The organism is Streptomyces sp. NPDC051664 (assembly GCF_044453545.1).
Lineage (GTDB): Bacteria > Actinomycetota > Actinomycetes > Streptomycetales > Streptomycetaceae > Streptomyces.
Map to the genome: position 1 here is coordinate 109,767 of NZ_JBITCU010000003.1, position 8,010 is coordinate 117,776.

Annotated in this window: 10 protein-coding genes and 2 tRNA genes; 10 read left to right on the forward strand and 2 right to left on the reverse strand. The window is 68.5% G+C overall.

Annotated elements, in window-relative coordinates; translation table 11 throughout:
• Nucleotides 1–67: 67 nt before the first annotated feature.
• Entirely contained in the window at nucleotides 68–1,204 is a 1,137-nt protein-coding gene (locus tag ACIA8E_RS06585; protein ID WP_399295225.1) for a hypothetical protein, read from the forward strand.
• On the opposite strand, the gene ACIA8E_RS06590 is transcribed toward ACIA8E_RS06585, so the two are convergent.
• A complete protein-coding gene (locus ACIA8E_RS06590) occupies nucleotides 1,122–2,267 on the reverse strand; it encodes a M48 family metallopeptidase (protein WP_399295227.1) in 1,146 nt (381 codons plus the stop codon). The genes ACIA8E_RS06585 and ACIA8E_RS06590 overlap by 83 nt on opposite strands.
• 112 nt (nucleotides 2,268–2,379) lie before the next feature.
• Here ACIA8E_RS06590 and ACIA8E_RS06595 point away from each other — a divergent pair, with 112 nt between their 5' ends.
• The 7 genes from ACIA8E_RS06595 (at nucleotide 2,380) to ACIA8E_RS06625 (ending at nucleotide 6,563) form a co-directional block, all read left to right on the forward strand.
• Complete coding sequence (locus tag ACIA8E_RS06595) at nucleotides 2,380–2,532, forward strand: hypothetical protein (RefSeq protein WP_399295229.1); 153 nt, start codon at nucleotides 2,380–2,382, stop codon at nucleotides 2,530–2,532.
• Nucleotides 2,533–2,616: 84 nt separating this feature from the next.
• Nucleotides 2,617–2,781: a hypothetical protein gene (locus tag ACIA8E_RS06600; protein WP_030921167.1), complete on the forward strand. Its 165-nt coding sequence runs from the start codon at nucleotides 2,617–2,619 to the stop codon at nucleotides 2,779–2,781.
• 38 nt (nucleotides 2,782–2,819) lie between these two features.
• On the forward strand, nucleotides 2,820–3,437 hold the full coding sequence (gene nadD, locus ACIA8E_RS06605; protein WP_030970147.1) for a nicotinate-nucleotide adenylyltransferase: 618 nt from the start codon (nucleotides 2,820–2,822) through the stop codon (nucleotides 3,435–3,437).
• A 19-nt stretch (nucleotides 3,438–3,456) separates the two neighbouring features.
• The gene (locus ACIA8E_RS06610) at nucleotides 3,457–5,166 is read left to right on the forward strand and encodes an LCP family protein (RefSeq protein ID WP_399295232.1); all 1,710 of its coding nucleotides are present in this window, start codon (nucleotides 3,457–3,459) and stop codon (nucleotides 5,164–5,166) included.
• A 103-nt stretch (nucleotides 5,167–5,269) separates the two neighbouring features.
• Nucleotides 5,270–5,701 carry a ribosome silencing factor gene (gene rsfS, locus ACIA8E_RS06615; protein WP_267005230.1) on the forward strand — a complete coding sequence of 144 codons (432 nt, stop codon included), beginning with the start codon at nucleotides 5,270–5,272 and terminating at the stop codon, nucleotides 5,699–5,701.
• The gene (locus tag ACIA8E_RS06620) at nucleotides 5,698–6,351 is read left to right on the forward strand and encodes a histidine phosphatase family protein (protein WP_399296021.1); all 654 of its coding nucleotides are present in this window, start codon (nucleotides 5,698–5,700) and stop codon (nucleotides 6,349–6,351) included. Before rsfS ends, ACIA8E_RS06620 begins: the two co-directional genes overlap by 4 nt.
• A 139-nt stretch (nucleotides 6,352–6,490) precedes the next feature.
• Nucleotides 6,491–6,563: transfer RNA gene (locus ACIA8E_RS06625), tRNA-Ala, on the forward strand.
• 370 nt (nucleotides 6,564–6,933) lie between these two features.
• On the opposite strand, the gene ACIA8E_RS06630 is transcribed toward ACIA8E_RS06625, so the two are convergent.
• A complete protein-coding gene (locus ACIA8E_RS06630) occupies nucleotides 6,934–7,152 on the reverse strand; it encodes a hypothetical protein (protein ID WP_399295234.1) in 219 nt (72 codons plus the stop codon).
• Nucleotides 7,153–7,484: 332 nt separating this feature from the next.
• On the opposite strand from ACIA8E_RS06630, the gene ACIA8E_RS06635 reads away from it, so the two are divergent.
• Together ACIA8E_RS06635 and ACIA8E_RS06640 are read left to right on the forward strand one after the other, a co-directional pair.
• The gene (locus ACIA8E_RS06635; protein WP_030921150.1) at nucleotides 7,485–7,718 is read left to right on the forward strand and encodes a hypothetical protein; all 234 of its coding nucleotides are present in this window, start codon (nucleotides 7,485–7,487) and stop codon (nucleotides 7,716–7,718) included.
• Nucleotides 7,719–7,843: 125 nt separating this feature from the next.
• A tRNA-Ala gene (locus tag ACIA8E_RS06640) sits at nucleotides 7,844–7,916 on the forward strand.
• The last annotated feature ends 94 nt before the right edge of the window (nucleotides 7,917–8,010 follow it).

An 8,010-nucleotide genomic window follows, 5' to 3' on the forward strand; every position in this document is an offset into this window, starting at 1 on the left:
GGCCCTTTCGGCCGAAGCAGAGCGTAGCGTGTCGGCTTCGGCCGGTGACGTGGAGTCGGGAGAAGTCATGACAGGCCGTGGAGAACCGCCAGAAGGAGCACCCGAGGGGCTCCCCGGTGGTGGTGAGGACGAGTACCGGTCCGTCGTCTTCGACGAGTCGTTCGTCCGTGCTGCCCGGCTCCAGGAATTCTCCGCTCAGGAACGCATGGGCGAGCACGCCCGCGCCGTACGCAGCCTCCCGGCCCGGCACTTCCGCACCGGATCCCGGGCCGTCATCGCTCTGATCGTCCTGATAGCCATCGCCTTCGCCACTGCCGTCTACATGGGTCTCAGCAATCCGTACCAGCCACCCGTCGGCAGACGAGCCGAGCCGCTCCGGTCGACCGTCATACCCCTGGCGCCCCGCGGTGCCGTCCCCGGCGGCAAGGCCGCCGACCTCTTCGCCACGAGCCCCGCCGCCCACTTCCGGACAGGTGCCGCAGGCATCAACCTTCCGATGACCCGGCGGACCGAAAACTTCTCGGACAGCCAGGTGACCACCGCCCTGACCACGGTCAAGGACTATCTGGTGGCGTCCTCCCTCGACCCCGACGTCCTCACCGGCGGCTCGGTGCGGCCGGTGGGGCTGCTGCTCGACCCGGACCAGGCGAACCAGTTCGACCGGAGCATGACCCGATCGGCCGACGACGGGCAGCATGCCGCGACCGGCTGGCTGGTGCGGTTCGACCCGACGAAGGTGACGCTGGCAGACCCGGACATCCGGGTCCAGGGGACCCTGGCCTACTCCGAGGCGGGGTCCGACACCCTTGAGGTGGTGTCGGACCACACCTTCACGTACGCCCTGCGCCCGGCCGTCTCAGGTCCTCAAAAAGCGGGCGGCGTCTCGCTGTTCACCGTACGGCGCGAGCTGCACTTCCGCTTCGACCGGGAGGACCTGCGGCTGCACCGGCTGGAGCTGCGGACCAGCTACGTCCAGGCCGGACCGCAGGCCTGCTCGACGGACACGACCGGCACCCTGCACCCGCTGCTCGCCGGCGAACGGGCGGCCTACCGCGGGCCGGCGGGCACCGACCCGTATGCGACGGGCCGGCCCACGACGGCGCTCTGCGGGACGCTGGAGGTCAGCTCCCGGCTGTCCCGGGCCCCTGAGGGCTCTCCGGGTCCTCCGTCCCCGACTGCCGGGGCGCCCCGGAGTCATCCGTAGCGCCACCCTTGCCTGCCGCACCACCGCCGTGGCTGCCGCCGGTGAACTTGTCGCGGAGCTTGCCGCCCAGGTCCCCGGCGCCACCGGCTATGTCGCCCACGAGCTTCATCAGCGGGTCCTTGCTGGTGCGCACCGAGTCGGCGTAGTGCGAGGCGGACTCCCGGAACGAGTCCGTCACCGACGTGTCCTTGTCGTCTTCGCGCCGCGGGTAGTGGCCGTCCATGATCCGCTGGTAGTCGCGGCTCTCGGACCACTTCTTCAACTCGGCCGCGCGCACCGTGGTGAACGGGTGGGAGCGGGGCAGCACATTGAGGATCTTGAGTACGGAATCGCGCAGGTCGCCGCCCTTTTCGTACTCGTCCGCCTGGGCGAGGAAGGCGTCCACATTCATCTCGTGCAGATGATTGCCACCGGCAATCTTCATCAGACCGCGCATGGAGGCCTGCGAATCCTGGCCGACCAGCAGCCCCGCCCGGTCCGCGGACAGCTCCGACTTGCGGAACCACTCGCGCAGCGCCATCACGATCGTCATGATCGCCACATTGCCGAGCGGGATCCAGGCGACCTTCAGTGCGAGATTGGTGAGGAACAGCAGAATCGTGCGGTAGACGGCGTGACCGGAGAGGGCATGCCCCACCTCATGGCCGACGACCGCCCGCATCTCCTCCTCGTCGAGCAGCTCCACGAGCCCCGTCGTCACCACGATGATCGGCTCGTCGAGACCGATGCACATGGCATTCGGCTGCGGGTCCTGGTTCACATACATCGGGGGGACCTTCTCCAGGTCCAGGATGTAACAGGCGTCGCGCAGCATGTCATTGAGATGGGCGAACTGGGCGTCACTCACCCGTACGGAGTCGGAGAGGAAGAGCAACCGCAGGCTGCGCTCGGGCAGCAGGCCGCTCAGTGCCTTGAACACCGTGTCGAAACCGCTCAGCTTGCGCAGGGCCACCAGAGCCGACCGGTCCGCCGGGTGTTCGTACGCCCGGGACGAGATGCCCGAGAAGCGCCTGCGCTGCCTGCTCGGCACGTGCTCGTGACTCGCGTGGCTGTTGTCGGTCATGAAGTGGGCCCCCTGTTCGTACGAGACGTCGCTCGCCCCCCTGACAAGTCCCAGCGTAGGTGCTGGGGCTACGGTGTGCGGGGGGCTGTGGATAACTGAGGAGACGCCCAACATGCCGCACACCGTTGCTCTGCTCGCCGCCGGATCCGAGGACCAGGGCCCGGGCAACACCCTTCGGATCGTGCTGCTCGCCGCGCTCATCGGCGCGGCGCTGCTCGCCTGGTTCCTGCTGCGTGGATACCGCAACGACGACAACAACGACTGAGTCGGCGTGAGCGTGCCCAGGGCCCCCGCATACGATGTCCGCGACGTCTTCCTTCCGACTCCCGATCGATAGGTCCTGCCGAAGATGAGCCTCACGAGCACCGCACACCAGCTGGTCACTCTCGCCTCCGAGGGTGGCGAGCACGGTGGTAACCACGAAAGCCTCAGCCCGTACCTCACCGGAGGCGGTGCGTTCGTCACGCTTCTGCTCCTGCTGTGGATCACCACCCGCTTCAACCGCGACCGCTGAGGCGGAGGCGTACAGCTGTGCCAGTAGGCTCTGCACGCATGGGAGAGCAGGAAGTGCCTACCGGCCGCGGCAAACGCCGACTCGGTGTGATGGGCGGGACGTTTGACCCGATTCATCATGGACACCTGGTGGCGGCCAGCGAAGTGGCCGCCCAGTTCCACCTCGACGAGGTGGTCTTCGTTCCGACCGGGCAGCCGTGGCAGAAGAGCCACAAGGAGGTTTCCCCGGCCGAGGACCGCTATCTGATGACGGTCATCGCGACGGCGTCCAATCCGCAGTTCTCAGTCAGTCGCAGTGACATCGACCGTGGCGGACCGACGTACACGATCGATACGCTGCGGGACCTGCGCGCGGTCCATGGCGACGCGGACCTCTTCTTCATCACCGGCGCCGACGCGCTCTCGCAGATTCTCACCTGGCGCGACGCCGAGGAGCTGTTCTCGCTGTCCCACTTCATCGGTGTGACACGGCCTGGGCACGTGCTCACGGACGACGGGCTGCCGGAGGGCGGTGTCTCCCTCGTGGAGGTCCCGGCGCTCGCGATCTCGTCCACGGACTGTCGTGCGAGAGTCGCGCAGGGGGAGCCGGTCTGGTACTTGGTGCCGGACGGTGTGGTCCGCTACATCGACAAGCGCCAGCTGTACCGCGGCGAATGAGCCACGGAGAGGGGCACCGGTGAACGACCGACAGAACCCGTACGACCCGTACTACCAGCAGCCGCAGATCGTCGGCTACGACGAGTACGGGCAGCCGGTGTATCAGCAGCCTGGGCAGCAGGAGCAGCAGCAACACCAGCAGCCCCAGCGGCAGTACGACCCGTATGCACAGCAGGGGGAGGGGCAGGGGCAGCCGGGGTACGGATACGACCCGTATGCCCAGCCTCAGCACTCCCAGCAGCCTCAGCAGTACGACCCATACGCCTCCCAGCAGCCTCAGCAGCAGCCCTACGGCTACGACGGATACGGCTATGACACCGGCCAGCAGCCGGCCGCGGTCGACACCACGGCGCAGTGGAACATCCCGCAGCAGGCTCCCAGGCCGACGGCTGCGCCGGCCCCTGCCCCGCAGCAGGAGCGGGAGCCGGAGTCCGAGCCGGAGCCGGTCGTTCCCGAGCAGCGCCGCGCGGACCGTGACTACGGCACCGGGCAGTTCTCCTTCATCGAGGAGCCTGACGAGGACTCCGAAGACGTCATCGACTGGCTGAAGTTCACCGAGAGCCGCAGCGAGCGGCGCGAGGAGGCGCGCCGCCGCGGCCGCAACCGGATGGTCGCGCTGATCGTCGTGGTGGCGCTGGTCGTGGTCGGCGGTGTCGGCTACCTCTGGTCCGCGGGCAAGATCCCGGGCCTCGGCGGCTCGGAGAAGGAGAACACCGCGACGACGGGTCCGCAGAAGCGAGACGTCATCGTGGTCCATCTGCACAACACCAAGAAGGGCGGCACCTCCACGGCGCTGCTCGTCGACAACGTGACCACCAAGCAGGGGACCACGGTCCTGCTGCCAAACTCGCTCGCGGTCTCCGACGACGAGGGCAACACGACCACCCTCGGCAAGTCCGTCGACGACGACGGTTCCGACGGCACCCGCGAGTCCATCGACACGTTGCTCGGCACCGACATCAGTGGCACATGGCGGCTCGACACCCCGTACCTGGAGAACCTCGTCGACCTGGTCGGCAACATCGAGGTCGACACCGACACCGATGTGCCGGACTCCAAGAAGGGTGCGTCGCCCTTGGTCAAGAAGGGCGAGGCGCAGACCCTGAGCGGCCGGATGGCCGTCGCGTACGCCACCTACCGAGCCCCCGGTGAGGCCGAGACGAAGCAGCTCATGCGGTTCGGGCAGGTCATGCGCGGAGTGCTGCGGAAGATCTCGGACGATCCGAAGGCCGCCACGGTCACCGTGCAGACGCTGGCGCAGATCCTGGACCCGTCGCTGCCCGAGAGGGATCTCGGCGCGTCGCTGGCGAAGCTCGCCGAGCACGCCAAGATCGGCGACTACAAGACGGCACTGCTGCCGGTGCAGCCCGACGGCACCCTCACCGACGCAGCCACCGAGAGCGTCGTCAAGGACATCCTGGGCGGCACGGTGAAGGCCCCGGACAAGGACGCGGCCGTGCGGGTCGGCGTCAAGAACGGCACCGGGGACGAGGACAGCACGGAGTCCGCCCGGATCAGGCTGGTCAACGGTGGATATGCCTTCGTCGGCGGCGGGAACACCGGCACCGCGGTGTCGTCCGCGGTCGTCTACAAGGCGGCTGCGGACAAGGAGAAGGCGACTCAGGTCGCCAAGACCCTGGGCCTGCCGGCGAGCGCGGTGAAGCAGGGCAAGCCTGCCGCGAACGCCGATGTGTCCGTTGTCCTCGGCCAGGACTACAAGATCAAATAGTCGGGGCTCAGCGTCCAGGACGATCTTCGAATGATCGCTGCGTGCGCCGTCGGCGGTCCGTGAGACCCTAGAGGTTGATCTGACCGCCGACGAAAGCCTGCTTGTGACCGCCACGGACCGCTCCATCGAGCTCATCAACGCCGCCGCTCAGGCGGCCGCCGACCGGCTCGCGCACGACATCATTGCGTACGACGTCAGCGACGTGCTGTCGATCACGGACGCCTTCCTGCTGGCCTCGGCCCCCAACGACCGCCAGGTCAAGTCGATCGTCGACGAGATCGAGGAGCGGCTCCAGAAGGAGCTCGGCGTCAAGCCGGTGCGCCGCGAGGGCGACCGCGACGCCCGCTGGATCCTCCTCGACTACGTCGACATCGTGATCCACGTCCAGCACAGCGAGGAGCGTGTCTTCTACGCGCTCGAGCGCCTCTGGAAGGACTGCCCCGAGATCGCGCTCCCCGAGGACGCCGTCAAGACTCGCGGCAAGGCCGAGGAGCACGCCCAGCTCACCGGCAGCACGGAAGGTGACCTGAGCTGAACGGCAGCAGCAGCGGCAGGGGCCGCAGGATCGTCCTCTGGCGACACGGTCAGACGGCGTGGAACCTGGAGCGCCGGTTCCAGGGGTCCACGGACATCGAGCTGACCGAGACCGGCGTCGGGCAGGCCCACCGGGCCGCCCGGCTGCTCGCCTCGCTGAAGCCGGACGCGATCGTTGCCTCCGATCTGCGACGGGCGGCGGCCACGGCCGCCGAGCTCGCCGCGATCACCGGGCTGGAGATCGCCCATGACGCGGGACTGCGCGAGACCTACGCGGGTGCCTGGCAGGGCCTCACCCATGAGGAGATCGTCCGGCAGTACGGCGAGCAGTACGCCGCGTGGAAGCGCGGCGAGCCCGTGCGGCGCGGCGGCGGCGAGCTGGAGACCGAGGTCGCCGACCGGGCCGCCCCCGTCGTGCTCGATCACGCCGACAAGCTGCCCGACGGCGGCACGCTCGTCGTGGTCAGCCACGGTGGCACGATCCGCACGACCATCGGGCGCCTGCTCGGCCTGGAAGCGCACCACTGGGAAGGGCTCGGCGGACTCTCCAACTGCTGTTGGTCGGTGCTGGGCGAGGGCGCGCGCGGCTGGCGCCTGCAGGAGCACAACGCCGGCACGCTGCCCGAGCCCGTGCTCGGAGACGACGCCTAGCGTGCCTCTTCGGGCGCGCCGGTTCGGTGGTCGGAGGCCGCCTCCGGGCGGCGTCGGCCGGATTTCACTTTCTGGCTGGTCACAGGCTAAAGTTCTTCTTGTTCGCAGCGTGGAAACGCAGGGAAACACAGCGAACAGCGGGGCTATAGCTCAGTTGGTAGAGCGCCTGCATGGCATGCAGGAGGTCAGGAGTTCAATTCTCCTTAGCTCCACAATCAGGATCCCGTCCCCACCAGGGGGCGGGATCTTCGCGTTTCCGGCTCACCTCGCGGCGTAGGCGCAGCGCCGCCACCTGCCCCCGCTCTTCTCGTCGGCGGGGGTGTGCGCCACGATCCGGTATTCCGGCAGCCCGTGACGGACAGCGACACGGGCTGATCACCGGCGCCGGACCCGGCGGCCTGCTCGGACACGGCCGGGCCCACCCTGCCCGGCTCGCGGTCTTCATCACCGTCTCGCTCACCTGCGGACTGGCTGCGGACACCGGGCAGTTGATCGTCTTCCGGCTGGTTCAGGGCGTGGCTGCGGCGGTGGTGACTCCCCAAGGTCCTGGTTCCGGACGGGTTCGTCCCGGTGACTGTCGCTTCAGGGGTCGTCGGCTTCGTGATGCGCGACGGCGAGGAGGCCGGAATGGGGGCCGTATACGGCTTTGGTGGTCATGGGCGCCGGACCGGCGCCGGGCTGCAGTCCCACCCGCGCGGGCGCGCCGGCCGCTGTACGGCCGGAGGATGCCGCCGATGCGCGCGGTGTGCTGGTGACCGTGACCCAACTCGGCCGGTTGATCGGGGTCGCGACCTTCGGCACGCTCTTCCTCAACCGCCTTGATACATCAGGGGCGCACGGGTCCGCGGACGCGCTGCGGGTATGCGCCCTCGGGCTCCTGGTGGCCGCGATCGCGGGTGTGTCTGCAGGTCTCGTGCGACGTCGGTGGCCGGTCGATTCTCCGCAGGGCTGACCCCCTTGCGGGGCCATGGCAGAATCGGACCGCCGGAGGGGGCGACGGACCGAACGGGAGGGAGCGCGCGATGCCTGCGAGCCGCCACGAGGTCGCGGACCTGCCCTTTGTTCCCGAAGTTTCCCGAGTGTCCGAAGCCCTCGAGGCCTCCGAGTTCCCCGAAGGCGGCGTCGGCTGACTCATGGGTGCACACAGGCGGAAGTGCGACTGGTGCGGCAGCGGTACGCCCATCGTCAGGGACATGGACCCGATCAACCTCGAGTACCAGTACTGGTGCGAGGAGTGTGCGCGGGCGCTGATCATAAAAGGCGACCCGATCGAGACATATCGGGAACTGGAGGGGGAGCCGATCTACGGGCGGCTCCTGGAGGAGCACTGCACCCTCAAGCGCTTCTACTCCTTCGCCACTGCCTGAGCGCCACGCCGGTGAGCCTCCCGAATCGGGTCATATCGGCACCTAGGGGAATCGATTTGGTGGTGGGCCGGGGTGACCGTGTAATGTTCTCGATGTCGCCAGGGAGACCGGGCGGAAAACGGCACGGGGCTATAGCTCAGTTGGTAGAGCGCCTGCATGGCATGCAGGAGGTCAGGAGTTCAATTCTCCTTAGCTCCACAGTGAAGTAACAGGAAGCGGGGGGGGGGGGGGGGGGGGGGGGGGGGGGGGGGGGGGGGGGGGGGGTGGGGGGTGTGGGATTGATGGCGGGGGC